Below are 25,407 nucleotides of genomic sequence, written 5' to 3'. Positions count from 1 at the left end.
AGTTGTAAAAAGCGGACGGGCCGCCGACCACGTAGCTCGGACATTTCCACATCCGTCATGTAATAACCGCTACGGGCCACAAGCGAGTAACGATCTGCAGCGCCTATGCAGGTGGAAACGAAGCTACCAACGCAGACTGAATTTGCCGACCAGGCTTCCGACCAAGCCGCCCAGCAAGATGCCGAGCGTGTACCATATCGCAATGAATGGAATGCCGTTTTCGACGCAGGCCCATGAGTAGACCCAGCCGCCAACGCCGCTGGCACAAGCGCCCGCAACGAAACCGGCAAGTGCCGGGCGCGTGGGGGCTGCACGCCTGAGAAACCACATGTTGGCGCAAAAAGCGGGAATGCCGAACGCCACGATCAGGAATGGGCAAAACGACGCCGAATATCCGACGATTAAACCCGGATAGGATGAAGCCGGCGACAGTGCGAGTTGAGTGATGGCCAAAAGCACGACGATGCTGAATGCAACGACCAGAACCCGAACCATACTCCCAATCGAACCCTCCGGGCGCGCAACTCGTTCAAGGGCCGCGATCGTCGCAGTCATCAGGACGGCGGTATATAAAAACTTCACCCAAAATGCCGCCACCGTCACGTGGTGCAGATGCGGGCGAAAGCTGAGCGATATCAGCAGTGCGATAGCCGCGCCGATCACGCCGATCATGATTGTAAGTGCAAGCCGCACTCGCAGCGCATGATGGCGAACCGGAGTGAGATTGCTTACCAGGGCCTCGATAAACTCATCATTTTTCGTCATTGGCAAAACCCAGCTTGCGTCCAATCGCGCGCATTCCGCGGTGAATGCTGACGCGAACCATTGCTTCAGACTGCCCGCTCTCCATCGCGGCTTCAGCGGTGCTCTTTCCGGCGATCTTTACCTGACGCAGCAGCTCTCGCTGTTTGGCAGGCAATTGATCGAGAAGACGGTCGATGTCGAGGTGAGCAAAGAGTGCCTCCTCTCGAAATTCAGCCGCGATCTCATCTCCCAAAGCAATTTCGGCGCCTCTTTTGCTGCCATTTACCCTGAAGTGGTCGATCAGCTTGTATTTCGCGATCTGGAAAAACCACGCGGTGAATGGCCGTTCCCGATCATAGGTAATGCGCCGGCTATGCACCGCCAACAGCACTTCCTGGACCAGATCCTCGGCGTCACGGTCTGCATTCGATCCAAGCCTCCTTCGATAAAATGCCAAAAGCAGATCTCGCAAAATGACGAGCAAGCGCCTGTATGCAGCTTCATCGCCGTCAAGCGAGAGAAGCATCAAGCCTTTCAGGACCTGTTCCGATACCGATTTCGTCATTCGTCTGCAGTCATTCGTTGATCGGCGCTATTTGTTACATCCTGAACCGAATTTTTTGTCGCCTTTCCTGCGATCACAACGGCGTGATGTCTGTAACGCATTCACACAAGCGCCGAATGAGGGGACGGAATTGAGGGACAATCGATTGTCGCAGTTAGACGCCATAGCCACCTTGCCTCATTTCCAAAGCGATCGCCCTATCCGCTCCAGACAGCCGGATGGGCATCATATCGAAAAGATGAAGGATATGGAGAGCAGAATGTCGCTCACGAAGTTGAAGATCATGGGGATGGTGCTGGCACTTGGAGCCGTGACCACACTATCCGCACAGGCTGCTGATAAGGCGCGCGTTCGCGGGGTTGTGGAAAGCCTCAGCGGCGATACGCTGACAGTCAAATCGCGCGAAGGCAAGGACGTGACCATCAAGCTGAAATCCGGCTGGGCCGTCAACGGCATCGTCAACGCCTCCGTGACAGACATCAAGCCCGGGGATTTCGTCGGCATCGCGTCCGTTCCGACCGACAGCGGCGTCAACGGGGCGCTCGAAGTGCTGATCTTCCCGGCCGCGATGAAAGGCACCGGCGAGGGCGATTACGGCTGGGATCTGAAGCCGAAGAGCTCGATGACCAATGCGACGGTTGCCAGCGCCGTTACCTCAGTCAATGGTCCCACCCTGTCGCTCACCTACAAGGGCGGCGAGAAGAAGATCTCGGTCCCGCCGGGCACGCCTGTCGTCACCTTCGGCAAGGCCACGAAGGATGACATCAAACCCGGCGCAGGGGTCATCATCAACGGCACGACCAATGCAGACAACACGGTCGAATCCGACCGTGTTGTGGTCGGCATAAACGGCGTCATCCCGCCAATGTGACGCACCCATGCCGACATCACGCGGCTGCCCGGTTGCCGATCGCATCCGGGCAGCTGAACGAGCGGTGATAGCATCGCAGCACATGATTTCGGACGCCGCCTTCCGGCGGCACGTCAGGAGAATTATCCATGACAAGCATCGAGCAGACAGGCACCGCGCCGCCATCTCCCCCCACCAAGATCTTCATTCGCCGTCATTCGGTTTCGACGCGGATAACACATTGGATCAATGTGCTGTGTCTGACCTTGCTGCTGATGAGTGGCATGCAGATCTTCAATGCCGATCCACAATTACACTGGGGAAATTACGGAGCGGTTGAAGATCCGTCGTGGTTCGAAATCGCCAGCATTCCGGCTGGCGACAACATCACCGGAACAGTGCGCATCGGCCGCCTCTCGATCACCACAACCGGCATACTCGGTGCTTCCACAGCCGACGGTGAAATGATGCCGCGCGCGTTCCCGGCCTGGGCGACGATACCGAGCTACCAGGACCTTGCAGCGGGCCGACGCTGGCATTTCTTCTTTGCGTGGCTCTTCGTCATCAACGGGCTTGTCTACCTCTTCTACGGCCTGGTCGGCGGTCATTTCCGCCACGATCTCGCACCGACGGCTCAAGACATCGCGCCCAGAAATATATGGCATGAAATCAAGGACCACGCCCGGCTGCGCTTCCCGCAAGGCGAAAAGGCGCGGCACTACAATGCGTTGCAAAAGCTGACCTATCTCATCGTAATCTTCATCCTGCTGCCGCTCATGATCGGTTCGGGATTGACCATGTCGCCCGCGATGGACGCCGGCTACCCCTTCCTGCTCGATATTTTCGGTGGTCGCCAATCGGCCCGGTCCATTCATTTCATCACCGCCTGGAGCCTGGTGGCTTTCGTCGTCGTGCATATCGCGATGGTTATTCTCTCCGGCCTTTGGAACAACATACGGTCCATGGTGACCGGCCGCTACGCCATCATCAACGAGGAGACCGACCGATGAGCTCCATCTTCACACGCCGCCGCTTTCTCATCGGCTCAGCCGCCAGTCTGGGTGCCATCGGCTTGACCGGCTGCGACGACACTACTCAGAGCCGGCACGTCCAGCAGGTCCTCTCTCTGGCTGAGCGGCTGACCATGGGCACACAGCGGCTCATCGTTTCTCCGCAAGCGCTTGCCCGAGAATATACCGACGCGGACGTGTCGCCGAGCTTTCATCCGAACGGATCAACCCAGCCCAACAGCGCTGAATACGTCCAGATGGTGGAAACCAAGTTCGCCGACTGGCGGCTCAAGATCGACGGTATGGTCAATCGGCCGATGGAATTTTCGTTGGCCGACCTGAAGAAGCTGCCTTCTCGCACCCAGATCACCCGCCACGACTGCGTCGAAGGATGGAGCGCCATCGGTAAATGGCAGGGCGTTCCTCTCGGCTTGATCCTGCAGACTGCCGGATTGAAGCCAGGCGCTCGCTACGCCGTCTTCTATTGTGCAGACGAACTGGAACAAACACTCGATGGCAGCGGCCGCTACTACGAGAGTGTTGACCTGATCGACGCCTTTCATCCGCAGTCGATCCTCGCCTACTCGCTCAACGGCAAGGATCTGGAAGTCGCACACGGTGCTCCCTTGCGACTGCGCGTTGAGCGTCATCTTGGCTACAAGCACGCCAAATACGTCATGCGCATCGAAATCCGTGAGCGGTTCGACGATCTTTGGGGCGGTAATGGCGGGTTCTGGGAAGATCGTGGCTATGAATGGTATGCCGGTATCTGAGATCTCGTACCAGACGAAAACGGCCGGCCACCTGGTGAGCCTGAGGCGCGCTATCCTGGGATGCCTGGGCAAATAGACGACAGCGACCTCGCCCAATGAGCTCGATGGTCGGGCTTTGTTGTAGTCATGCTTCTGTGCTCCCGACGCACTGGCTCTCTAGAACTCCGACCACGGAATGATGTTTGAGATCGACCATCTTCGTGCCGCCGCTGCTGGCATGCCGAGCCGATGCATTCGGTCTTCACGCGAGCGACCGCACATCCTGCGGCCAATCAAATACACAATCTCCGCCATCCGTTTAGCTCGTCGCATGTTCGGTAAAGCAATCTCTGGCAACCTGTCGCTGAAGGGTCATCGCCCGCATTCCCGGTGTCTATGCTGCCACCGGTTCAGTGCGAGTTTGATTTTCACAAACTGACTTTGAACAGGCAAGTCCTGAAGGCGGCGGTTATGCCGGCCATGTCAGTGCCAGCTTGGCGTCCCGCAATCCGGGCAGATACCGACAGGTTTCGTTGTGGCGGAACAATCCAGATTTCTTCAGTCTGAAGGGCGATACCCAGACCTTCGATCCGTGGGCCCGTTGACCATATCAATTGCGTTGGCATCTCCCTAGAGGGCAAGCGCGGCGCCAGAGAGATCGAAGGAGATCCCGGTCAAACACAAAAGGACATATCGGCAAAGCGCTCTACCCTGCATCAAAGGCCTATAAAAGGCTCAAGCAATCTTCCAAAAAAGCCACGGAAGCGAACATGTCCTTCGATCGCTGCGAGTGAAATACATTCGCCTTCGCTGCCAATGACCGGACTGTGATCGGTATCATCGTCACCCTCGACGAAATCTCCCGGCTGATAGCGATTGCCAGAATCGGAGAAGGAGCCTTTCAGCACCTGCGTCACTTCGAGATCCGAATGGCCATGAGCTGGCATGCGCCTATTTGCCTTGACTTTGAGGAGGATGACATTCGCCGCCGGCGCATGGGGCATCGTGACGCGGCTCAGTTTCACCCCTGGCCCGACGGTGCGCCACGGGCCAACCTTGCAGTCGTTTAGCGTCCTTGGGAGAATGAACCCATCGATGGAGGCAGGCTGTGGTGATGGCGACGCTAGGGGTGCCGGCTCGCTCGAGTCCAGACGGTTCAAAGTGCGCTCCAGAGCTCCGTCTGAAAGGGCTGCCGGCCGAATCTCCGTCAGGATCTCGCCGCCTGCGGCTTCAAAGGTGGCCACGCGCCTCCGGCAGAAAGGACAACCGCTCAGATGCGTGGCAACCACAAGCATGGGCCCCGCTGGTAATGTGCCGGCGGCAAAGCGCATGATTGTCAGGTCACTAGGGTGATAGTTGGCGGTCATAGCGTCTCTTCCAACAAATCCCGCAACCTCGCGAGGGCACGCCTGATCCGGGATTTCACTGTCCCAAGCGGCAGATCCAACTCCCGGGCGATTTCGGAGTGAGGTCGATCACGGAAAAAGGACAATCTGATGATCTCCTCTTGTTCTGAACTGAGCGCCTGGAGCGCGGCTCGAACCCGTTCTTCATCTACCCTGACGAAGAGAATTTCCTCCGGCGTCGGTTCCGTTGCCTGCAAACCGTCGGCTTCGCCCTCATCGACATGCTTGGACGACTTTGATTTCCGCTGGAAGTCGATACGTAAGTTCCGAGCGATCGCAAAGATCCATGTCATTGCACCGGCACGGGCCGGATCGAAGTAGGCCGCCTTGCGCCAGACGAGCAGCATCGCTTCCTGGGCTATTTCCTCGGCGAGTTCGGAAGAGGATCCCGAACGCATCATAAATGCCTTGATCCGCGGTGCAACAAAATCAAAAAGCGCGGCGAAGGCTTGACGATCCTGCCTGGTTGCGATTGCCAATAGCAGCTGGTTTACCGCTTCCCGCGACAGTGCTTCCCGATCCGACAATGTCTTCACCGCCCGTCTCCTGCCAGAGGAGAGGATGCTCTTCGATTTGCCACGGCTATCAGTCGACGGTGCTGAAACATTCATGCGCTTTCTACGTCAGGCGGCGCCGTTTGGATCTCTGTGATCCATCTGGGAAAAATTCACGTATCAGATCTAAAGAATAGGAAGAAATACCTCGCCCTAGCAAGACCTCGCGGAAAACAGCGACCTTCAGAAGTGAGAGCACGATGCCGCGTGAAACAATGAAACGATACGACACCTGGGCTAGGGCCGGTCTCGCTCTCGCACCAGTCATCATCGTCCTGCTGCTCGGTCAATGGGCAACTTTCCCAAACATTGCCCCCTGGTATGCAAGCCTCGTCAAGCCGACCTTCAATCCGCCCAACTGGATCTTCGGGCCGGTCTGGACGTGCCTTTACGCGCTCATGGCCTTTGCCGTCTGGCGCATATGGATGCTTCCGTCCCACCTGCAGGGACGGTCGGTCGCGCTCATTTGCTTTTATGCGCAGCTCGCTCTCAATGCGGCATGGTCATGGGCATTCTTTGCGCTCCACAACCCTGCACTCGGCCTTTTCGACATCATTCCGCAATGGATTTTGATCATCGACACGATCCGTAGGTTCCATCGCCTGGATCGGGTGGCCTCTTACGGCCTGCTTCCGCTCGCCCTCTGGGTCGGCTTCGCGATCGCACTCAATTTCGAGATTTGGAGGTTGAATAGCTAAAGCCAGGCTCGCGTTTCGTCCCCACATGGGGTGAGGCCCATCGCGGTGCCGCGCGCGCTCCGCAAAATTTCCGCTAGCATACGTCTGCAGCTTCGAAACCGCCGGCGTCCGGAAGCAAGGCAGCTGGGATGGTTGAAGCGGCGACCTCTTGTATCCTCGGTTAAAATTGGAACCGGTCCGTTATCCCGATAACTGGGCCGAAAAGCCGGTGTTATAAACGTGGCCACCATATCCGTCGTATTTATGCCACCAGCGCACGCCTTAGCCAACAGCCTTATGAAGGCCCGCATGAACAAGAAGCGTCAGCGGCGCTGGTCGCCGATAGGCGCTCATCGGGTTCTACATGTTCGAGTGGCCGTTGGTCGTCTCAAGCAGGCAAAGCTCAGCCTTGCAATATAACCCGCATTTTTTCCACTCCCGGCTCTCACCAAACTTGTCGTGGTGAGGGTCACGTCACCAGCGCATCCTTAAGACTAAGGCCTTCGCTGATACGCAAGTCGAGGTCTGCCTCGATGTGGGTAATATGCTTGAGCATAAGCAAGCAGGCCTGTTCAACGTCAGCCGCTTCAAGCGCATCAAGGATTGCGGCATGTTCATTATGGCCACAGCTTGATACGCCCGAGCGGCCGTAAAGTGCGATGACAAGTGAGGATCGCGCAACCAGCTCGTCCATGAATTTCAGCAGGACAGCATTGCCGGCATGACTGGCGAGCATGAGGTGGAAATCGCCAGATGCCTTGATTTCCGCCCGACGTGCGGTCGGTCCGCGCTCGTTCATGAAGCGCGATTCCTGCTGGAGATGGACTCGAAGTGCCTTGATGTCGACGGCGGTTAGGCGTTCGGCGGCAGTGCGCAAGATGCCGGGTTCGATCAGCCGGCGAGAATCGAAGACTTGCCTTGCCTCCTCGGGCGTCGGGCTGGCGACGAAGGCACCGCGATTGCGCTCTATCCTGACCAGTCCCTCGTAGGCCAGCATTTGCAGCACCGAACGCGCTAGCGTGCGAGAGACATCGAATAGCGTGCCGACCTCGTGTTCGGCGAGCTTGGCGCCGGGGGCGAGGCGGCGGTCGATGATGGCATCGCGGAGCGCATCCCTGATCGACTGCGTACGATCTTCCTGGCTCGGATCCGCCGCTTCCAGCTTTTCGACAACGTTCATGAGTCAGACCTCGATTGTATGTCCTTGTAGCCCGAAGCCGCGTGGAGAGGAAATAGAGGGATGCATAGAAATCTTCTTCTCATTGCATGCATATCCGCCATCTGATTGCACACAATCGCCTGTTTTTTATCCAGAGCGGCGAATGGCTTTTTGGCCTCAACCCATAATGCACGAAAAAGGTGATATATATCAATACCTTACCGCGGCGCACACAAATTGGCATGGCGAATGCATGGCTAAAGGCGATCCAGAGGGAGCGCCGCATGACGAAAGCCGCAGAAATCGACATCGTCTCAGTAACCAAGATCTACGGGCAAACGACCGCCGTCCAGTCGGTCAGCCTGAAGATCCCACCGGGCACCTATTGCTGTCTGCTCGGGCCCTCCGGATGCGGTAAGACGTCAACGCTCAGGATGATTGCCGGGCACGAGACGATATCGAGCGGCGATATCCGTCTTGGCAACAAGGTTGTGACCGATCTGCCGCCTGCAAGACGCGGCACGGCTATGATGTTCCAGTCCTATGCGCTTTTCCCTCATCTCGACCTCATCGACAACGTTGCCTTCAGCTTGAAAATGAAAGGCGTGGAAAAGGCAGCGCGTCAGGGAAAGGCGCTCGACATGCTCAAGCTCATGCAGCTTGAGCCTTATGCTACGCGGCGGCCCGGCCAGCTTTCGGGCGGTCAGCAGCAACGCGTGGCGCTTGCCCGTGCTTTGATTACCGACCCCGAGGCGCTGCTGCTCGACGAACCGCTTTCCGCGCTCGACCCATTCCTAAAGATCAAGATGCGAGCGGAACTGAAAAGGCTGCAATCCTCACTCGGCATTTCCTTCGTCCACGTCACCCACAGCCAGGAAGAGGCGATGGCGCTTGCCGACCTGATCGTCATCATGAACGACGGTCGCATCGAACAGGCCGCAACGCCGCGGGGAGTATTCGAGCAACCAGCAACCGCCTTCGTCGCCCGTTTCATGGGCGACCACAATGTCATCTCCGGCCGCGCGACGGAAACGACCGCCATGGGGATAAAGCTCGAAGTCGCAGGCGGTGGCGAGTTTCTGGCAACAGGCCGCAGCGTGGTGACCGGACAGCCGGTCGACATCGCGGTCAGGACCGACCGCGTCCGCATCGGCGAAAGCGCGGCGCCGGGCCTCGGTTTCACTGGCATCGTCTCCAACATCGAATATCGCGGCTCGACGGTGAAGCTGTTGCTCACCGGAGCCGGCATTGAGGATTTCACCGCCATCGTATCGGACGGCGATTTCTTCAATCGATCCATCTCGGTCGGCGCGGCCGTGCCGCTTTCCTGGGAGCCTCGGGACGCCATCGTGCTTGGCCGCCTCGACAGTTGAACAACCAACAACAACGACGACAAGAAGGAGAACAGTGCATGTCTGACGCGACCAACACCACGCAGCCCCAAAAGGCCGGCCTCACCCGGCGCTCACTTCTGAAGACCGGTGCCGCCGCCGTCGGCGCTGCGGCCGGCTCCGGCATCATCACCGGCTTCCCGACCATCTGGGCCCAGAGCAACATCACGCTCCGCCAGTTCGGCACCGGCGTCTCGAACATCAATGCCATCGCCGAGAAGTGCAAGGCCGACCTCGGCATCACGCTCGAAATGACGGCGACCGACTCCGACGCCGCCGCCCAGCGCTCGGTCACCCAGCCGAATTCCTACGACATCGCCGACATCGAGTACTGGATCCTGAAGAAGGTCTATCCGACAGGCGTGATCCAGCCGATGGAAACGAAGAAGCTCAAATATTACGACAAGGTCGTACCCCTATTCAAAACCGGCAAGCTGCTGCCAGACAGCGTGATCGCGCAAGGAACCGCGCCGCACACGGTCGGCTACGTCGAAAGCGCGAGCGCAAAGACCTTCGCCAAGGGCGAAACCGAGTTCTTCACCATGATGCCGACGATTTACAATGCCGATACGCTCGGCATTCGCCCGGATCTCGTCGGCCGCGACATCACCACCTGGGCCGACATCATGGACCCGAAATTCAAGGGCAAGACCTCGATTCTCAACATCCCTTCGATTGGCATCATGGATGCCGCAATGATCATGGAAGCGCTCGGCAACATCAAATACGCCGACAAAGGCAACATGACGAAGGAAGAGATCGACAAAACGATCGACTTCCTGATCAAGGCAAAGCAGGACGGCCAGTTCCGCGCCTTCTGGAAATCGTTCGACGAGAGCGTCAACCTGATGGCGTCGGGTGAAGTGGTCATCCAGTCGATGTGGTCGCCGGCCGTCGCCGCCGTCCGCTCCAAGGGGATCGCCTGCAAGTACCAGCCGCTCAAGGAAGGCTACCGCTCTTGGGGCGGCGGACTTGGCCTCGCTTCCCATCTGAAGGGCGCACAGCTCGACGCAGCCTACGAATACATCAACTGGTACACGTCCGGCTGGGTTGGCGGCTACCTCAATCGCCAAGGCTACTACTCCGCCTGCATGGACACTGCCAAGGGCTTCATGTCCGAGGACGAATGGGGCTTCTGGATCGAAGGCAAGCCCGCCAAGGGCGATATCCTGTCGCCCGAAGGCAAGGTCATGGAAAAGGCCGGAGCGGTGCGCGACGGCGGCTCCTTCCAGGACCGCATGGGCAAGGTCGCCTGCTGGAACTCGGTCATGGACGAGGACCGCTACATGGTCCGCCGCTGGAACGAGTTCATCGCCGCGTGAGGTCAACTCGACAGGTTCCCTCCCCTGGCGGGGAGGGAACTCCGCCGTACCAAAACCCTATCCCAGCGAGAGCCGACCTGACGAGGAGCAAGCCATGGTAGCAATGTCCGAAACAGCGATCGCCGACGTGCCGATCCGCAAGCGAAAGCCCGGCAGCCTCATCGCCGAATTCGCCGCCTATCTGCAGGCCTTGCCGCTCCTGGTCATCCTTGGCGCCTTCCTGCTCCTGCCAATCGCCATGATCACCGTGGTCAGCTTCTGGGACTATGATTTCGCCCAGATGTATCCCGGCTTCGTCACCTTCAACTATACTGAAACGCTCGGCTCCTGGGTGACCTGGAAAACCTATCTCAACACGCTGAAATTCGCGGCGATCGTCTGGGGTCTCACGCTCACCATTGGCTTCTGGGTCGCCTATTTCCTGGCCTTCCATGTCCGATCCACCGCCATGCAAATCGTACTTTTCCTCATCTGCACCGTGCCATTCCTGACCTCGAACATCATCCGCATGATCTCTTGGATTCCGGTGCTTGGCCGCAACGGCCTGATCAACTCCGCATTGGTCGGCGCCGGCATCGTGCCGCAGCCGATCGAATGGCTGCTCTACTCGGATTTCGCCGTGGTGCTGGCCATGGTCCATCTCTACACGCTCTTCATGGTGACGCCGATCTTCAACACGATGATGCGCATCGACAAGTCCCTGATCGAGGCGGCACGCGATGCCGGCGCCTCCAGCCTGCAGGTGCTTACGAACGTTGTTCTGCCGCTCTCCAAGCCCGGCATGGCGATCGGAACCATCTTCGTCGTGACGCTGGTGATGGCGGATTTTTCCACCGTGCAGGTGATGTCCGGCGGACAGAGCGCTTCCGTGGCATTGATGATGAAGAATGAGATGTCGCTGCTGCAATATCCCGCAGCTGCCGCCAATGCGGTGGTACTGCTGATCCTCGTTCTCCTGATGGTCGGCGGCATCCTGCGCGTCGTCGACATCCGCAAGGAGCTCTGACATGCAGCGTGAACCCCGCTCCCGAGAATTCTACATTCTTGCCGTCTTCTTCACGATCTTCGTGCTTTTCCTCTACGGGCCGCTGTCGGCAATCCTGATCCTCTCCTTTCAGGGGCCGAACGGGGGGCTCACCTTTCCGCTCAACGGCGTGTCGCTGCACTGGTTTGCGAACCTTTTCGAGAAGCAGGCGGTCGGTGACTTTGGCGGCTCCCTGCGCCGCTCGCTAATGCTCGGGCTGATGGTGATGGTGACGACCGTGCTCGTCTCGCTGCTCGCCGGCCTTGCCTTTCGTCGCAAGTTCCTCGGCGCGACCGCTCTCTTCTATCTTGCGGTCGCAAGTCTCGTCGTACCTTCGATCATCATCTCGCTCGGCATCGGCGTCGTCTTCTCGCAGCTCGGCCTGCAGCCCGCCTGGTACAGCTCCGCCTTCGGTGCGCACCTTACCTGGACGCTCCCATTCGGCGTGCTCATCATGTTCGCTGTCTTCAACCGCTTCTCGCCGGCCTACGAGGAGGCGGCTCGGGACCTTGGGGCTACCTCGTGGCAGACCTTCCGCCATGTCCTTCTACCGATGATCGCGCCAAGCCTGATCGGCGTCGGCCTGTTCGGATTTTCGCTCTCCTATGACGAGTTCGCCCGTACGCTGATGACTGCCGGCACCTACAACACCCTGCCGCTGGAGATCTATGGGATGACGACAAACGTCACGACCCCGGTGCTCTACGCGCTCGGAACAGTGACCACCCTCTTCTCGTTCCTGGTGATTGGCGGCACGCTCGGGCTCATCGTCTTCGTCAACCGTCGCCGGGCGCACGCATGACAGCAAAACTCGATCCCCGCATCCTTGTCGTCAATCCCAACACGACAACGACGATGACCGCAACCATCGCCGACGCCGCGCGCCGCGTGAAGTCGACCGCAACCAGGATCGTCGCCGTCACCTCCTCCATGGGCCCAGTCTCGATCGAAGGCTACTATGACGAGGCCTTCGCCGTGCCCGGCATGCTGATCGAGGTCGCCAAGGGCGAGCGCGAGGGCGCTGATGCAGCCATCATCGCCTGCTTCGACGACACCGGGCTCGACGCGGCCCGCGCGCTCGCCGGCATTCCGGTGATCGGCATCTGCGAGGCGGCTCTTTCTGTGGCCACTTTCATCGCCCAGCGCTTTTCCGTGGTGACGACGATGGAGCGCTCGCGCCTGCCGCTCGAGCATCTTGTCCATCGCTACGGCATGGCCGGACGCTGTAAGGTGCGCGCCGCCGACATCGCTGTGCTGTCACTGGAGGATCCGAATTCTGGAGCCAAAGAACGATTGAGACGCGAGATTGCCCTTGCGCTTTCCGAAGACAAGGCTGAGGCGATCGTGCTTGGCTGCGCAGGCATGGCCGATCTCGTCCATGAACTATCCGGGGAATTCGGTATTCCGGTGGTGGATGGGGTGGCTGCAGCGGTCAAGCAGGCCGAGAGCCTGGTGGCGCTGGGGCTGACCACGGCGAAACGAGGGGCTTATGCCACCCCCGTTAGAAAGCCCTATGCCGGCTTGCTTGCAAACTTCGCGCCGCAGGCCATGATCGACGTATGAGCATCGATAACTGGCCTGCGGCATCGAAGCCACTTGAGGCGGCGAACGCAGGATCAGAGGCATTGTAGACCTAAGCCGCATGGGAGAAACGAGGACATGGATTGTCGCCTCGGAGGCTGGGAAGTCGAGCGATTTCGCTCCCGGTCCGCATGGCGGCATCCCTCAGATCCCGCTGATGGCTGGAGAAAATGTCGTGGCAGGGGAGGTCGAACAGGTTGCCGCTCGGCCTCTCCGCCTAACACGCCGCAAGTTGTTTTCCAATTTCGATCCGAACACATTCAGGGTTCTGTCAGGCACCTGCTGTAGGGCACAGCCGTGCGAAAGGCGCCCCCAATCGAATTTTCGCATGAAGTGCGCAACTGCGCTTCAGCTCTGCCTCACTCTAGGGGCAGAGCTTTCCTTATCAGCGTCCCGTTCGATCGCGTCTCCCTGGCTGCGGATTCGAATGCGCTCGACGGATGCGAGGGTTGCTTAGCTTAGTCTGCCGCTTCAGAATTTCTTGGCGGCATCGATTTTAGGCCCGACGGATTTCTGGTCATCGCCCTCGATGTTGAAAAGCACACTGGCGTCGAGCATCCAGAAGTTCTGCGCCTGCAGGCTCACCCCATCCGTTCGGATGCGTATGAGCCGGGGCTTGCCGGGAAGACGACGGTGCGGTTGCCGTTGAGGAAGGTGCGGAAATGGATATGCGCATGGATGGCGCGGGCCAGAACCTGGCTCTCCACATCCCGGCCGATCGAGACATAGTCGTCGGCAGACTGCGCATGCGTGATGCGCGCCGTGTCCTGCTCGATGATCGGACCTTCGTCGAGATCCGCCGTCACGTAATGCGCCGTCGCCCCGATCAGCTTCACCCCGCGCTCATAGGCCTGCTTGTAGGGGTTCGCCCCTTTGAAGGACGGCAGGAACGAGTGGTGGATGTTGATGATGCGCCCCGACATCTTCCGGCACATCGCATCCGACAGAACCTGCATGTAGCGCGCGAGCACGATCAGCTCGGTGCCGGTCTGCTCGACCAGATCCAGAAGCTGAGCTTCCGCCTGCGGCTTGTTCTCCTTCGTCACCTTGATGTGGTGGAAGGGGATGTCGTGATTGACCACCACTTTCTGGTATTCGAAATGGTTGGAGACGACACCGACGATGTCGATCGGCAGGGCGCCGATCTTCCAGCGATAGAGCAGGTCGTTGAGGCAATGGCCGAAGCGCGACACCATCAAGAGCACCTTCATGCGCTTCTTGCTGTCATGGAACTCGGCGACCATGGCGAACCTGTCGGAGATCGGCTTGAAGCCTTCGACCAGCGCCGCCTCGCCGACACCCTCCTCGGAGATGAAGGAGACGCGCATGAAGAACATGCCGGTGTCGAGATCGTCGAACTGGCTGGAATCGACGATGTTGCAACCCTGCTCGGCAAGATAGCCGGTGATCGCCGCGACAATGCCGCGCGTCGATTTGCACGCAACGGTCAGTACATAGTTCTTTATCATGCCCTGCCACACCTCAAACTGGAATCCGAAACGATGGCCTATGACGCCTTTTGCAGTTCCGGCAGTGCTTCGAAGAGGTCGGCGACGAGACCATAGTCGGCGATCTGGAAGATCGGGGCTTCCTCGTCCTTGTTGATGGCGACGATGACCTTCGAGTCCTTCATGCCGGCCAGGTGCTGGATGGCGCCGGAAATGCCGCAGGCGATGTAGAGCTGCGGTGCCACCACCTTGCCGGTCTGGCCCACCTGCCAGTCGTTCGGCGCATAGCCGGCATCGACGGCTGCGCGCGAGGCGCCGACGGCTGCACCGAGCTTGTCGGCGACGGGCAGGATGACTTCCTTGAATTTCTCAGCAGAGCCGAGCGCACGGCCGCCCGAGATGATGATCTTGGCGGAAGTCAGTTCCGGACGATCCGATGTCGACAGTGCGTCGCCGACGAAGGAGGACAGCGCCGGGTCGGCCGCCGCCGAAACGCTCTCGATTGCCGCATTGCCGCTTGTATCCGCCGCCGCAAAGGAGGCCGTGCGTACGGTGATGACCTTCTTGGCGTCGGTCGACTGCACGGTCTGGATGGCATTGCCGGCATAGATCGGCCGCTTGAAAGTATCGGCCGAAACCACCTCGATGATTTCCGAGACCTGGGCAACGTCGAGCAGGGCGGCAACGCGCGGCAGCACGTTCTTGCCGACCGAAGTGGCCGCACCGAGGATGGTGTCGTAGGAACCGGCAAGCGATACGATCAGTGCTGCCAAGGGCTCGGCCAGATTGTTGGCAAGGCTTGCATCCTCGGCAACCAGCACCTTGGAGACGCCGGCAAGCTTGGCAGCCTGTTCGGCCGCAGCCTTGGCACCGGCACCTGCCACCAGCACATGCACATCGCCGCCGATCTTGGCAGCTGCCGTCAGCGCCTTGGCGGTCTGATCGGAGAGGTGGGCATTGTCGTGATCAGCCAGAAGAAGAATGGCCATGATATCTAACTCCTCGTTCGGACTGGATTACAGGACGCCAGCTTCGGTCTTGAGCTTTTCGACGAGCTCGGCAACCGACTTGACCTTGACGCCAGCCTTGCGACCGCCGGGCTCTTCCGTCTTCATCACCTTCAGACGCGGCTCGGTGGAGACGCCGAAATCGGCCGGCGACTTCTTGTCGAGCGGCTTCTTCTTCGCCTTCATGATGTTCGGCAGCGAGGCGTAGCGCGGCTCGTTCAAGCGAAGGTCCGTGGTGACGACGGCCGGCAGCTTGACTTCGATGGTCTGCAGACCGCCGTCGACTTCGCGGGTCACCTTGGCCTTGCCGTCACCGATCTCGATCCTGGAGGCGAAGGTTGCCTGCGCCGTGCCGAGCAGTGCCGCCAGCATCTGGCCGGTCTGGTTGCTATCGTCGTCGATCGCCTGCTTGCCGACGATGATGAGGCCCGGCTGTTCGGCATCCGCAACACCCTTGAGGATCTTGGCAACGGCCAGCGGCTCGACGGCATCGTCGGTTTCCACGAGAATGGCACGATCCGCACCCATGGCGAGCGCCGTGCGCAGCGTTTCCTCGGCCTTGGCAGGTCCGATCGATACGACCACCACTTCCTCGGCCTTGCCCGCTTCCTTCAGACGCAGCGCCTCTTCGACCGAAATCTCGTCGAACGGGTTCATCGACATCTTCACGTTCGACAGCTCAACGCCAGATCCATCCGGCTTCACGCGGATCTTAACGTTGTAGTCAACAACCCGCTTAACTGGCACCAGTATCTTCATGCTGCTTCTCCTGAACTTGTCTATCGCGGATCACATGCGGCCGCGCAGGGCTTCGGGATCGTAGGGCGATTCCGGGATCACGCGCGCCTTGCGCATCTCTCCGAGGATCAAAACCTCGAGTTCAGTCCCGGGATTGCCGAGTTCGACAGGGAGCAGCGCAAAGGCCACATCGCAGCCGAGCGTGTAGGCGTAGCTGCCCGAAGTGATACGGCCAGCCAGTTTACCATTGTGATAGACGCCTTCATGAATGAGCGAGCTCACCCCATCCGTCTCGATAGAAATGGTGACTGATCTCTGTTTGACACCTTCCTCCTTCTGCCGGAGGAGAGCCTGCTTGCCGATAAAGTCACCCTTGTCCAGCCTGACGAAGCGATCAAGGTTGCTTTCCCAGGCGGTGAGCTCGGGATTCATATCGCGATACATGGCGCGATAGGACTTCTCCAACCGAAGCGATTCCAGTGCATGCAGACCGATCAGGCGCAGGCCATGCGGCGCGCCAGCCGAAAGCAAAGCTTCCAGGAGGTGCCGCTGGTAGCAAAGCGGATGATAGAGCTCCCATCCGAGTTCACCTTCGTAGTTGACCCTCAGTAGGCGCACATCGCTTGCAAGGCCGACCGTGCCTGATTTCACTGCAAACCATGGGAACCCTTCATTGGAGAGGTCCATCTCGGTGAGGCTCTGCAACACCTCGCGCGCCTTGGGCCCAACGATGGTGAAGCAACCGCGCTCGTTCGTCACGTTCCGCAACTGAACCGATCCATCCTTCGGCAGGAGTTTCGAAAGATCGTCGAAATTCCAGCGCTCGGCCCGCGGTGTGGAAATCAGATAAAACGTACCGTTCTCGAGACGTGAGACGATATACTCGGCCTGAACGCCGCCGGTCTTCGTCAGATGATGGCTGAGATTGACGCGGCCGATCTTTGGCAGGCGATTGGCGAGAATGCCGTCGAGCCAGGCTTCAGCCCCAGGACCGGAGACTTCGAACTTGGTCATCGGCGTCATCTCGACAAGGCCTGCGGCATTGCGCACCGCGTGGACCTCTTCGCCGACATATTTGCCCTTTTCCGTCCAGCGCCAGCTATATTGATCCTTGGCCTCGACGCCATCAGGCGCAAACCAATTCGGCATTTCCCAACCGTTGAGGACACCCCAGACGGCGCCGTGCCTGGACAGGATATCATAGGAAGGCGCCGTCTTCTGCGGTCGGGCCGCCGGCATGTCCTGGCCCGGATAATGTAACTCGGCGTGAGTACCCCAGCTTTCGCGTACCTTCTGTCGCGTCCATTCCTTGTTCGCATAGTCGCCAAAGCGGCGCGGGTCGAGCTCGGACGTATCCAGGCTGTTTGCGCCTTCGACAATGCGCTCCGACAGATAGTAGCCGATCGCGCCACCCCAGAGGATGCCGCCGGGCACGCCTTCGGCGATCCAGACATTCTCCAGTCCCCAGGCAGGCCCGACCAGGGGAAGTTCGTCCGCCGTCATCTGGAATGGGCCGCGCACATTCGCCTTGATGCCGACCCGACCAAGAGCCGGAACGAGCTCCATCGCACGTTCCCAGTTCCAGGAAACGGAATCGAAATCCTCTTCCAGCAGGTCCGCGCCGAACCATTCGGGAACCCCGTTCTCGGCAAAGAGTTTCAGGTGCTCCGTCTTTTCATAGGGGCCGAACATGAGACCATCACCCTCTTCGCGGAGATAGCCCTCGAAAGCCTCGTCGCGCAGGATCGGCATTTCCGGCAGCCCCTGGCGTTTGCGCTCGACCACTTCCGGCACCGCATCGGTGATCCAATATTGATGGACGATCGGGATCGCCGGAATTTCAAGCCCGAGCATGGCGCCGGTCTGGCGCGCATAGTTTCCCGTTGCCGAAATGATGTGCTCGCAAATGATGTCGCCATTGTTGGTGAGGATTTTCCATTCGCCACCCGGCAGGCGTTCAAAGCCGCGCACCTCGGTGTTGAGATAGATCTTGGCGCCGCGATCCCGTGCCCCCTTGGCCATGGCCTGCGTGACATCGGCGGGCGCTATGTGGCCATCATCGGGATGATAAAGGGCTGCCAACATCTCATGATTGTTTTCGAGCAATGGCCAAAGCTTGCGGGCTTCCTGCGGTGTCACCAGCTCCGCACGGATCCCCTGTACGGCGGCGACGCTCATGTAGCTCTTGTATTCGTCCAGACGGTCGCGCGTATTGGCGATGCGCAGCTGCCCACATTTGTGCCAACCGACATGCTGACCGGTTTCAGCCTCCAGACCCTCGTATATCTCGATCGTCTTGGCGATCATCCGGCCGATGTTGATGCTGCGGGCGTAGGAAGGGATGAGGCCGGCAGCATGCCAGGTGGAACCCGCCGTGAGCTGGGTACGTTCGAGCAGCGCGACGTCTGTCCAGCCACGTTTGGTCAGTCCGTAGAGAATGGCGGCGCCGACGCAACCACCGCCGATGACAACGGCGCGAGCATGAGTTTGCATGAGGAGTTCCCGAGTTGATTTCGAGCGAGACTAGCGGCGGCGACTTCGGTTGTGACGTTGCAAAAAATTACAAAGGGGCATAACTTCAGATTATGCATAGACTTCGATCGCTCGTGCCTTCCGCCAACTATCTGTTTGTCTTCGAAGCTGCGGCGCGGCGGCGAAGTTTTACGGCGGCCGCCGAGGAACTGAATGTGAGCCAGCCGGCCGTCAGCAAGACGATCAGGCTTCTGGAGGAAGCCACAGGGCTGAAGCTGTTCCGTCGCGAACATACTCGCCTGGAACTGACTGCCGAAGGCCTGAAATTCTATCGGGAAACCCAACAGGCCTTCGACCATCTCCATATGGTTTTGACATCGTTGCGCAAGAAACATTCCAACGACACGGTGAGAGTGTCGTTCTCCGCTTCTTTCGTGCAATTGTGGCTCTTGCCGCGTCTTAAGGATTTCAAGGCAAAGCATCCCGACATCGCTCTTCGGATCGAGGAGAGCAGTCGAGACGATCAGGATCTGAACGAGGAAAACATCGATCTTTCCGCACGGCTCGGCCTCGGCAAATGGCCCGGAATCCATGCCTGGCATTTCGTGACCGAAGAGGTCATCCCTGTTTGCAGCCCTGACTATCTGAGGGAACACGGCCCGATAGGCGAAGCTTCCGATCTGCTTAACCACCGGCTCCTCCACTTCGAGGAGCGGCATCGCGTCCGGCTTGGATGGCCGGAATGGTTGGCTCAGCATTCCGTGCCGGTGGCGCGCCTCAATCAGGACTTTATCTTCACGGATGCGCTGAGCTCGATTGAAGCAGCCGTTCTCGGTCAGGGCATTGCGCTTGGCTGGAAGCACCTTGTCCACGATCACGTCCGTGCGGGCCGTCTGGTCTATCCCCTCGATGCGGTCTATCGCTCCGGCCAGACGATACACGTCATCATGCCGGCGCAGCGTCCGTCAAAGCATGGTGCGATGCTCTTCCGGGACTGGCTGCTCGAGCAGGGTGCCGATGCTCCGGTTTTCGAGGGGCCTAAAGCCACCACCAGTTGAATCTCTCCCAGGACAAAAGGGACCGGTAGAGCATGGTCTTCCCCGCCCGATTTTAAAATGAACCGTCTTTCTGATCGGAGGTCCGGGCACGCCTGCGCTTGTCCTTTCCCATGAGAATTAGCCGCCTGGAAGGCTTCGCACAGAGTTGCCGCGTGCATCCCTACGGCAATCGCCATCGACGAGATCCAAGATCCTCCCGTCGAAGCAAGTCAGGGCCTAAACGAAGAGAAGTGCCCGTGCCGGCGCCATTGCTGCCTAGTCCTCGAGCGGAAACGCAGACCATTTAAATGCAAGGACCCGTCCAGCCCACGGCACGGTCAACCGAGGTCTTTGCCCTTCGATTGCCCGAAGACATAGTCTGCGGCCTTCGGCAACAAGACTTCCCCACGATAGCCGGAAGGCTTGTCGCCAACCGTCGTGCCCGCATTCAGAATCCCCGCCTGATAGTCATCAGCAAAAAGTGCGTAGGGATAAGGTGCTTCGATCGCCGTGGCGCGCTCCAGCGCCGAACGAAACTCGGCTGGAATCGTGAAATCCAGGGCCGCAAGATTGTCGTCCAATTGCGATAGGCGGCTAGCACCGATGATGGCTGCCGCGATGCCCGGTCGGTTGACGCACCAGTTCAGCGCCACTTGCGCCATGCTACGCCCCATGTCGGCGGCGGCCTTTTCCAGCACGGTCAGGATGCGAGCATTACGTTCGGTGAACAAGCCGAGGCCTCCACCGGACGCATCCTGCGAAAGCCGTCCCTGTCCTGCGGAGCCAGGACGATATTTTCCGGAAAGAAGCCCCATCGCAAGCGGGCTCCAGGCGGTGATGCCAAGTCCGAGCGCGTCGGCGAGCGGCACGAACTCATGCTCGATGCTTCGTTCCACCAATGAATAGGGCAGCTGCAAGCAGATAGGCTGGGTAAGCGCATGCGCCTCGGCCCAGGTCTGAGCCCGCGCGGCGTACCAACCGGGAACATCGGACAACCCTGCATAACGGATCTTTCCTGCCCGCACGAGATCATCGAATGTTCGCATGACTTCCTCCGCCGGGGTCATGCGGTCCCATGTATGAAGCAGATAGAGGTCGATATAGTCCGTCTTCAGGCGCTTCAGCGAAGCGTCCACCGCCTGCATCATCGCCTTGCGGCCGTTTCCGCCAGCATTCGGATTGCCCGGAGACAGGCTGTTGGAGAATTTCGTGGCGATGACGACTGCGTCGCGGATGCCAGCTTCCTTCACGAAGGTGCCGACAATGCTCTCACTCAATCCTGCCGCATAGGAATTGGCAGTATCGATGAAATTTCCGCCGGCAGCGATATAGCGGTCAAAAATGGCTCTGGCCGTCGCCTCGTCGGCCCCCCAACTTCCGCCGATACCGCGAATGCCGCCATCGCCGAAGGTCATCGTCCCGAGCGCCAGCCGACTGACCCGAAGGCCCGAACGCCCCAGCAGATAATATTGATCGAGGGACATGTCTGATCTCCGGTTCGAGTCGATCGCGCGTCACATGCTGCCTGCGTAGGGCCGGCGGGCGATGCTTTGCTGGACGTAATTGATCATCGTGATAAAATCAAAGACAGGACGCCCCGTTACAGCTTGCACCGCATGGGCGTAAGGAGGCAGATCGCTACATTCAAGCAGGATCGAGCGAACGTCGGGATGTTCTTCCACAAGTCGGCGCGCAACCTGCGTCACCTCGCTTTCGATTTGCGCTGAGTCAAGCGTTCCCCTTTCCTCGAGGATCGCCTGACGAAACTCGGTCTGCTCTTCCATGCCGGCAACAGCCAGCGAAATGCTGTCAGGCACGTTGCAGGCCTTGAAATGCCGCGGCGTAAGTCGTGATGCATTGGCGGTAATGACACCGACGCTACCGCCGCAGAGTGCATGCATGAAAGGGATCTGCATCAGGCTCGAGAGAAAGACGGGAATGTCGAGCGCAGCCGCCACCTCCTCCTGAAAATAGGCCATGAAACCACAGGCGCCGGTAATCGCCTTGACGCCGCGGCCCTGCAACTCCAGCGCAGCCTCTACGAAGACCTCTTTCAAGGCTGGGTCGCGCTGATTCAAAAGCCGATCGATCGAGGCACCGCGAACCTCCTGGAACCGAACAGGATAGGTGTAGGTCGTCGCATTCCCGACATTCCCGGGAACGCACGGATAGGCGGCATCGAGGATCAGAATGCCGATCTGCTCACCGTACCAGGACTGCGTCTTGCGCGTGACCTCATAGACTGTCAACGTTATATCTCCCAAGTGTGTTGGCGAGGGCCGGGAAAGATCGCCTCCCCGGCCGGCAGGCATTATTGCACCAGACGCGGAGCGCCGGTTTCAGCTGCGGTTCCATCAAGGCCGTAGGACTTGAGAATCTTGACGATGGTTCCGTCCTTATGCATTTCCTCAATATCGCTATCGAGCGCCGCACCGAATTCCTTGGCCTTCAGTGAATATGGGAAAGCGGCCTGTGCGGCTTCCTTTGTCGCCTTCACGCGGGGATCGGCGGCGGCGACAGCAACCTTGACGTCCTTCAACGCCCCTTTCTGCGCGGCGACCACTCCCGTCGAGTAGCCGTCCACCGCCACGTCGATACGGCCGGCAAACAGATCCTGCTGCATGTTGACGGAGTTCGGATAAAGCTTCAGCGACGCGCCGAGCAATGTTTTGAGGTCGGCGACCCAGAGATAGCCCTGAACAGTGCCAACCTTTTTGCCTTCAAGATCGGATACATTCTTGAAACCTTGCTTGGAGTAGATCGCCATCTGGTCGGTATAAAGCGGCGCGGACAGGTTCATGGCTTTGGCTCGTTCGGCGGTGCGATACCAATCACCCGTGGTAATGTCGGCCTGGCCCGAAAGGACATACTGGATCGCCGCAGCGGGATCGACGGCCACGGCCTTGACTTGCAGGCATTCGCGTTTGGCGAATTCGGAAGCGATATCGCCGTCTATTCCCTTCATGTTCCCGCCGTCGTCCATGTAGGAATGCGGCGCATAGGTGGTCACCGCAACGGTCAAAGTGCCCTGCTGAATGGTCGTAAACTTGTGCTTTGGCGTGCAATCGGCGGCCTGTGCAGCCTGGCCAGACAGGAGCGCACCGAGAATGCCAGACAGAAGAAGATAAGTCTTGGACTTGAATACGGGCATGCCGGAATTCCTTCTTATGGGGTTAGCGTTGGGCATAGAGGCTTGCGCGCCTCTCCACGTGACTGACGAGGAGAGCCGCGGGTATCGAAATGCAGGCATAGAGAACGCCCGCGCAGAGCAGCGCCGGGAAATAACGGAAGGTGTTGGAGCCGATCTCGTATGCACGGCTCACCAGCTCCGGCAGTGCAATCGTGAAGCAGAGTGAAGTGCCCTGAAAGATAAGGATCGAGAAGCCGAGAAGGGCTGGCAGCGCGACACGCAAGCCTTGAGGAAGCAATACGAAACGCAATTCGTCGACCCGACTGAGACCGAGCGCTTCAGCCGCTTCGCGTTGGCCGTGCGCAATGGACTGGAGGCTCGCCCTGATGATCTCGCTGGTATAGGCGCCCGTGTTCCAAGCAAGCGCGATGACCGCTGCCGCGAAAGACTCAACCGTCAATCCAACACTTGGCAAGCCGAAGTAGATGAATTGCAGCAGCACCAATGCCGGTGCGCCTCGACCAACTTCAACAAGGAAAAGCGAAGCGTACCTCAGGGCCTTGCTGCGCGCCAACACACCCAATGCGAGGACAAGACCGAACGGGATGCCGAGGATGAGGCTGAGCAGAGTGACCTGTACGCTGATGGAAAGCCCGCCGAGAAGGTCGGGCATCCACGTCACCAATTCGTCATAGCTTGGAAACATCAGCGTGCCACCTTGGATCGGAGATGAGCATCGGCGAGGCGCGACAACCAGGCGACCGGCAGGCTGAGGAAGATGTAAAAGAGCCCGACGATTGCGAAGACCTCCAGACCGCGGAACGTCAGCTGCGAGAGCTGGTTGCCCTGGTAGGCAAGTTCCGTGACACCGATCGTCGAGGCAACGGCCGTCTCCTTCATCAGACCGATGAGATAGCTCGCGGCAGAAGGGAGCGCCACTCTGAGGGCTTGCGGAGCGACCACGTCCTTCATGGTGTGCCAACGGCCAAGATCGAGCGCGGTGCAGGCTTCCCACTGGCCATGATGAATTGAACTCAAGGCGCCACGGTAAATTTCCGCCATGTTCGCCGCCGCAATGAGACCGAGGCCGGTCAGGGCCGCCGCAAACGGATTGATCGGGAAGTAGCTCATCCCAAGACCAAAGAAGATGATGAACAACCATAGGATCGGCGGGATGGCACGGACGATCTGGATCATGACGGCCGCGCAGATGCGTACCAGCGTGAAGCGGCTCCGTCGCGCCGCCAGAAGAGGAACCGCCAGGATTGCACCAATGATAAAGGAGCCGGCCGTCAAGGCTGCCGTCCAGACAAGACCTCGAAAGAAGAGCAGGTAATCGGCAGCGCTCATCGATCGTGCACCGCGCGAAGGAAGCGGCGGGTCCGTTCGTGCTGCGGATTGCGCATGACCTCGGTCGACGGACCTTTTTCCACGATCTGGCCATCCGCCATGATCATGACGGTATCGGAGACATTTTCCGCAAAGCCCATCTCGTGGGTCACGACAACCATGGTCATCCCGCTGGTGGCCAGCTCCCGCATGACGGCCAGGACCTCGAGCCCGAGTTCGGGATCAAGTGCGGAAGTGGGTTCGTCGAACAGCATGACCTCCGGGTCGAGCGCGAGGGCACGAGCGATGGCAATCCTCTGTTGTTGACCTCCCGAACAACGGCCAGGAAATTGCCCCGCCTTCTCGGCAAGACCGACACGACTTAGCAATTGCATCGAACGCTCATCCGCCTCTGCTCTGCTGCGGCCAAGCACCCGCTCTTGGGCGAGGCTGACATTGCGAAGCACGGACATATGGGGAAAGAGATTGAACGATTGAAAGACCATGCCGACGCGTCGGCGCAGACTGGAAAGCTCGGCGCGAGAGACGGGTTGGGCTGCATTGATTACTGTCGAGCCAACCGTGACCGTGCCGTCTGTCGGCTGCTCGAGGTAGTTGATGCAACGAAGGAGCGTACTCTTTCCAGATCCGCTAGGACCGATGATCGCAAGAACCTCGCCGGAAGAGACCTCCAAGTCGATCCGGTCGAGAACAATGTGCGTTCCGTAGTGCTTGCTGAGCGAATGCAAGCCGATTTGCACTTTTCCGGAATGAGACTTCATGTGTGACACAGGGTTGCGGCACCCGCGACGCAAGTCCGTCGAACGCCGTTTGCAACTAAAGCCGTCGCCAAGGTTATTGGCCTCCCGATGCTGTTCGCACTCGACCGGCGGCGCGAAGACGCTGGCTGAAGGCGACATGATTGTTTGCTTTGTCGGTCGCCCCATCTGGAGACGCCGTGTTCCCGATCTTTGTTGACCGAACTGTAACAACGGCGGACGTGGATGGGAGTCCAAAAAAAATGTGACATCTGATAACTTGAAGTTATGGCGGGGCTATCGGGGACGAAAGCGGCAAACAATGACGGCGTGAGGAATGCTTGGATTGCCTGATCGGCCGGCGGATAACTAAACGCCAATGGTCCATCGCCACCCCCTGCGCGCGACGTGCCGCAATCGCAGCATCCACTGACAGGATGCGACCGAAGAATT

Annotated in this window: 25 protein-coding genes and 1 pseudogene; 11 read left to right on the top strand and 15 right to left on the bottom strand. The window is 59.2% G+C overall.

Features of this window, described 5'->3' with window-relative positions; all coding sequences use genetic code 11:
* Window positions 1–123: 123 nt before the first annotated feature.
* Window positions 124–765 carry an NrsF family protein gene (locus ACIQJ2_RS25295; protein WP_400671409.1) on the bottom strand — a complete coding sequence of 214 codons (642 nt, stop codon included), beginning with the start codon at window positions 763–765 and terminating at the stop codon, window positions 124–126.
* Complete coding sequence (locus ACIQJ2_RS25290) at window positions 752–1,309, bottom strand: sigma-70 family RNA polymerase sigma factor (RefSeq protein WP_400671411.1); 558 nt, start codon at window positions 1,307–1,309, stop codon at window positions 752–754. The genes ACIQJ2_RS25295 and ACIQJ2_RS25290 overlap by 14 nt, the downstream gene beginning before the upstream one ends.
* 259 nt (window positions 1,310–1,568) lie before the next feature.
* Between ACIQJ2_RS25290 and ACIQJ2_RS25285 the strand changes: the two genes are divergently transcribed.
* From ACIQJ2_RS25285 to ACIQJ2_RS25275, 3 genes are all read left to right on the top strand, one after another.
* Entirely contained in the window at window positions 1,569–2,180 is a 612-nt protein-coding gene (locus ACIQJ2_RS25285; RefSeq protein ID WP_199144302.1) for a hypothetical protein, read from the top strand.
* Window positions 2,181–2,308: 128 nt separating this feature from the next.
* Entirely contained in the window at window positions 2,309–3,169 is an 861-nt protein-coding gene (locus tag ACIQJ2_RS25280) for a cytochrome b/b6 domain-containing protein (RefSeq protein WP_400671415.1), read from the top strand.
* Window positions 3,166–3,942: a molybdopterin-dependent oxidoreductase gene (locus ACIQJ2_RS25275; RefSeq protein WP_400671418.1), complete on the top strand. Its 777-nt coding sequence runs from the start codon at window positions 3,166–3,168 to the stop codon at window positions 3,940–3,942. The genes ACIQJ2_RS25280 and ACIQJ2_RS25275 overlap by 4 nt, the downstream gene beginning before the upstream one ends.
* A gap of 695 nt (window positions 3,943–4,637) precedes the next feature.
* On the opposite strand, the gene ACIQJ2_RS25270 is transcribed toward ACIQJ2_RS25275, so the two are convergent.
* Both ACIQJ2_RS25270 and ACIQJ2_RS25265 read right to left on the bottom strand, forming a co-directional pair.
* Window positions 4,638–5,288: a ChrR family anti-sigma-E factor gene (locus ACIQJ2_RS25270; RefSeq protein ID WP_400671421.1), complete on the bottom strand. Its 651-nt coding sequence runs from the start codon at window positions 5,286–5,288 to the stop codon at window positions 4,638–4,640.
* On the bottom strand, window positions 5,285–5,863 hold the full coding sequence (locus tag ACIQJ2_RS25265) for a sigma-70 family RNA polymerase sigma factor (protein ID WP_400671424.1): 579 nt from the start codon (window positions 5,861–5,863) through the stop codon (window positions 5,285–5,287). The genes ACIQJ2_RS25270 and ACIQJ2_RS25265 overlap by 4 nt, the downstream gene beginning before the upstream one ends.
* A 218-nt stretch (window positions 5,864–6,081) precedes the next feature.
* Here ACIQJ2_RS25265 and ACIQJ2_RS25260 point away from each other — a divergent pair, with 218 nt between their 5' ends.
* Window positions 6,082–6,579 (top strand): TspO/MBR family protein, encoded by a 498-nt coding sequence (locus ACIQJ2_RS25260; RefSeq protein WP_400671427.1) that lies wholly within the window; start codon window positions 6,082–6,084, stop codon window positions 6,577–6,579.
* 249 nt (window positions 6,580–6,828) lie between these two features.
* Window positions 6,829–6,978 (top strand): annotated as a pseudogene (locus ACIQJ2_RS25255) (ISKra4 family transposase); the annotation flags it as partial.
* Window positions 6,979–7,027: 49 nt separating this feature from the next.
* Here ACIQJ2_RS25255 and ACIQJ2_RS25250 read toward each other — a convergent pair.
* Complete coding sequence (locus ACIQJ2_RS25250) at window positions 7,028–7,738, bottom strand: GntR family transcriptional regulator (protein WP_199144290.1); 711 nt, start codon at window positions 7,736–7,738, stop codon at window positions 7,028–7,030.
* 263 nt (window positions 7,739–8,001) lie between these two features.
* Between ACIQJ2_RS25250 and ACIQJ2_RS25245 the strand changes: the two genes are divergently transcribed.
* The 5 genes from ACIQJ2_RS25245 (at window position 8,002) to ACIQJ2_RS25225 (ending at window position 13,017) form a co-directional block, all read left to right on the top strand.
* Entirely contained in the window at window positions 8,002–9,090 is a 1,089-nt protein-coding gene (locus ACIQJ2_RS25245) for an ABC transporter ATP-binding protein (protein ID WP_400671431.1), read from the top strand.
* 38 nt (window positions 9,091–9,128) lie between these two features.
* Complete coding sequence (locus tag ACIQJ2_RS25240; protein WP_400671434.1) at window positions 9,129–10,430, top strand: PotD/PotF family extracellular solute-binding protein; 1,302 nt, start codon at window positions 9,129–9,131, stop codon at window positions 10,428–10,430.
* Window positions 10,431–10,533: 103 nt separating this feature from the next.
* Window positions 10,534–11,436 (top strand): ABC transporter permease, encoded by a 903-nt coding sequence (locus tag ACIQJ2_RS25235; protein WP_400671767.1) that lies wholly within the window; start codon window positions 10,534–10,536, stop codon window positions 11,434–11,436.
* Between the two features lies 1 nt (window position 11,437).
* Window positions 11,438–12,256, top strand: a complete 819-nt coding sequence (locus ACIQJ2_RS25230) for an ABC transporter permease (protein ID WP_400671437.1) — start codon at window positions 11,438–11,440, stop codon at window positions 12,254–12,256.
* The gene (locus ACIQJ2_RS25225) at window positions 12,253–13,017 is read left to right on the top strand and encodes an aspartate/glutamate racemase family protein (RefSeq protein ID WP_400671439.1); all 765 of its coding nucleotides are present in this window, start codon (window positions 12,253–12,255) and stop codon (window positions 13,015–13,017) included. Before ACIQJ2_RS25230 ends, ACIQJ2_RS25225 begins: the two co-directional genes overlap by 4 nt.
* Window positions 13,018–13,616: 599 nt before the next feature.
* Here the strand turns inward: ACIQJ2_RS25225 and purU are convergent.
* Genes purU through ACIQJ2_RS25205 form a run of 4 tightly spaced genes read right to left on the bottom strand, consistent with a single transcriptional unit; the run spans window position 13,617 to window position 18,721 of the window.
* Window positions 13,617–14,501, bottom strand: coding sequence for a formyltetrahydrofolate deformylase (gene purU / locus ACIQJ2_RS25220; RefSeq protein ID WP_400671769.1), 885 nt, complete (start codon window positions 14,499–14,501; stop codon window positions 13,617–13,619).
* A gap of 41 nt (window positions 14,502–14,542) precedes the next feature.
* Window positions 14,543–15,472: an electron transfer flavoprotein subunit alpha/FixB family protein gene (locus ACIQJ2_RS25215; protein WP_400671442.1), complete on the bottom strand. Its 930-nt coding sequence runs from the start codon at window positions 15,470–15,472 to the stop codon at window positions 14,543–14,545.
* Between the two features lie 27 nt (window positions 15,473–15,499).
* On the bottom strand, window positions 15,500–16,249 hold the full coding sequence (locus ACIQJ2_RS25210) for an electron transfer flavoprotein subunit beta/FixA family protein (protein ID WP_400671444.1): 750 nt from the start codon (window positions 16,247–16,249) through the stop codon (window positions 15,500–15,502).
* 30 nt (window positions 16,250–16,279) lie between these two features.
* Window positions 16,280–18,721 carry an FAD-dependent oxidoreductase gene (locus ACIQJ2_RS25205; protein ID WP_400671447.1) on the bottom strand — a complete coding sequence of 814 codons (2,442 nt, stop codon included), beginning with the start codon at window positions 18,719–18,721 and terminating at the stop codon, window positions 16,280–16,282.
* A gap of 92 nt (window positions 18,722–18,813) precedes the next feature.
* Between ACIQJ2_RS25205 and ACIQJ2_RS25200 the strand changes: the two genes are divergently transcribed.
* The gene (locus ACIQJ2_RS25200) at window positions 18,814–19,758 is read left to right on the top strand and encodes a LysR substrate-binding domain-containing protein (RefSeq protein WP_400671449.1); all 945 of its coding nucleotides are present in this window, start codon (window positions 18,814–18,816) and stop codon (window positions 19,756–19,758) included.
* 317 nt (window positions 19,759–20,075) lie between these two features.
* On the opposite strand, the gene ACIQJ2_RS25195 is transcribed toward ACIQJ2_RS25200, so the two are convergent.
* From ACIQJ2_RS25195 to ACIQJ2_RS25170, 6 genes are all read right to left on the bottom strand, one after another.
* Complete coding sequence (locus ACIQJ2_RS25195) at window positions 20,076–21,221, bottom strand: aldo/keto reductase (protein WP_400671452.1); 1,146 nt, start codon at window positions 21,219–21,221, stop codon at window positions 20,076–20,078.
* 30 nt (window positions 21,222–21,251) lie between these two features.
* Window positions 21,252–21,986: an aspartate/glutamate racemase family protein gene (locus tag ACIQJ2_RS25190; protein WP_400671454.1), complete on the bottom strand. Its 735-nt coding sequence runs from the start codon at window positions 21,984–21,986 to the stop codon at window positions 21,252–21,254.
* 62 nt (window positions 21,987–22,048) lie between these two features.
* Window positions 22,049–22,888, bottom strand: a complete 840-nt coding sequence (locus ACIQJ2_RS25185; RefSeq protein ID WP_199150863.1) for a transporter substrate-binding domain-containing protein — start codon at window positions 22,886–22,888, stop codon at window positions 22,049–22,051.
* Between the two features lie 22 nt (window positions 22,889–22,910).
* Window positions 22,911–23,573 (bottom strand): amino acid ABC transporter permease, encoded by a 663-nt coding sequence (locus ACIQJ2_RS25180; protein WP_400671456.1) that lies wholly within the window; start codon window positions 23,571–23,573, stop codon window positions 22,911–22,913.
* A complete protein-coding gene (locus tag ACIQJ2_RS25175) occupies window positions 23,573–24,217 on the bottom strand; it encodes an amino acid ABC transporter permease (RefSeq protein WP_199150865.1) in 645 nt (214 codons plus the stop codon). The genes ACIQJ2_RS25180 and ACIQJ2_RS25175 overlap by 1 nt, the downstream gene beginning before the upstream one ends.
* A complete protein-coding gene (locus tag ACIQJ2_RS25170) occupies window positions 24,214–24,978 on the bottom strand; it encodes an amino acid ABC transporter ATP-binding protein (protein ID WP_400671458.1) in 765 nt (254 codons plus the stop codon). Before ACIQJ2_RS25170 ends, ACIQJ2_RS25175 begins: the two co-directional genes overlap by 4 nt.
* Window positions 24,979–25,407: the final 429 nt, after the last annotated feature.

It is taken from the genome of Rhizobium sp. NPDC092011, assembly GCF_044756305.1.
In the GTDB taxonomy this organism is placed as follows: domain Bacteria; phylum Pseudomonadota; class Alphaproteobacteria; order Rhizobiales; family Rhizobiaceae; genus Rhizobium.
Note: the sequence above shows the minus strand (reverse complement) of the source record. Positions and strands in the feature narration are given on the sequence as shown.